The organism is Nonomuraea sp. NPDC003709 (assembly GCF_040610775.1).
In the GTDB taxonomy this organism is placed as follows: domain Bacteria; phylum Actinomycetota; class Actinomycetes; order Streptosporangiales; family Streptosporangiaceae; genus Nonomuraea; species Nonomuraea angiospora_A.
This window is the reverse complement of record NZ_JBEXMW010000091.1, coordinates 1-1,533: the sequence shown is the minus strand read 5'-3', so window position 1 is coordinate 1,533 and position 1,533 is coordinate 1. Positions and strand designations below refer to the sequence as shown.

Here is a 1,533-nt window from a genome sequence, read left to right as displayed (position 1 = left end):
CGGCGTTGCGAGCTTTCCTGCACGGCCTGCCCGGGGTTGACCGGGTCGGCGCGGACCAGCGGGCGGCGATGCTCGGCACCCGTTCGATCAAGACCACCGCCAAGGCACAGGCCATCGACCTGGCCATCTCCATGGTCGACCTGACCACCCTCGAAGGAGCCGACACGGCCGGCAAGGTGCGGGCGATGTGCACCAAGGCCGTCCACCCCGGCGGCGGCGCCGGCCCGGTGGCGGCCGTGTGCGTCTACCCCGACCTGGTCGAGGTCGCGGTCGGGGCGCTGGCCGGGACCGGGGTCAAGGTGGCCTCGGTGGCCACCGCCTTCCCCAGCGGCCGTTCCTCGCTGGAGGTCAAGGTGAGCGACACCGCGCTGGCGGTGGCCGCGGGCGCCGATGAGATCGACATGGTGATCGACCGGGGCGCGTTCCTGTCCGGCCGCTACCTGAAGGTGTGGGAGGACATCGTCGCGGTCAAGGCGGCCTGCGGCGACGCGCACCTGAAGGTGATCCTGGAGACCGGCGAGCTGGCCACCTACGACAACGTGCGGCGCGCGTCCTGGCTGGCGATGCTGGCCGGCGCCGACTTCATCAAGACCTCCACCGGCAAGGTGGTCCCGGCCGCGACGTTGCCGGTGACGCTGATCATGCTCCAGGCGGTGCGGGACTTCCGCGAGGTGACGGGCCGGCAGGTGGGCGTCAAGCCCGCGGGCGGCATCCGCACCACCAAGGACGCTGTCAAGAACCTGGTGCTGGTGCACGAGACGGCCGGTGATGACTGGCTGTCGCCGCAGTGGTTCCGGCTGGGCGCCTCCTCGCTGCTGAACGATCTGCTGATGCAGCGGCAGAAGCTGGCCACCGGCCGGTATGCCGGTCCCGACTACTTCACCCTGGACTGATGATGGCGATCTTCGAGTACGCCCCCGCGCCCGAGTCGCGTGACCTGGTCGACCTCAAGGCGTCGTACGGGCTGTTCATCAACGGCGAGTTCGTGGACGGGGCGGGCACCCCGTTCAAGACGATCAACCCCGCGACCGAGGAGACGCTGGCCGAGGTGGCCACAGCCTCCTCCGATGATGTGGACCGGGCGGTGCAGGCCGCCCGCAAGGCGTTCGGCGGCTGGTCGGCGTTGCCGGGCGTGGAGCGGGCCAAGTATCTGTTCCGGATCGCGCGGATCATCCAGGAGCGGGCGCGTGAGCTGGCGGTGCTGGAGTCGCTGGACAACGGCAAGCCGATCCGCGAGTCGCGGGATGTGGATGTGCCGCTGGTGGCGGCGCATTTCTTCTACTACGCCGGCTGGGCCGACAAGCTGCAGTATGCCGGGTTCGGGAGCAAGCCGCTGGGGGTGGCGGGGCAGGTGATCCCGTGGAACTTCCCGCTGCTGATGCTGGCCTGGAAGATCGCGCCGGCGTTGGCGTGCGGGAACACGGTGGTGCTCAAGCCGGCCGAGACGACGCCGCTGTCGGCGTTGTGGTTCGCCGACATCTGCCGGCAGGCCGATCTGCCGCCGGGGGTGGTGAACATCGTGACCGGCGCGGG

At 70.2% G+C, this 1,533-nt stretch carries 2 protein-coding genes; both read left to right on the top strand.

All coding sequences use genetic code 11. The annotated features are described in order from the left end of the window. Positions 1 to 893: deoxyribose-phosphate aldolase (gene deoC, locus ABZX61_RS65820; protein ID WP_355213259.1), on the top strand; the 893-nt coding region annotated here is incomplete at its 5' end. Positions 894 to 895: 2 nt separating this feature from the next. Beyond that, positions 896 to 1,533: aldehyde dehydrogenase family protein (locus ABZX61_RS65815; protein WP_355213257.1), on the top strand; the 638-nt coding region annotated here is incomplete at its 3' end.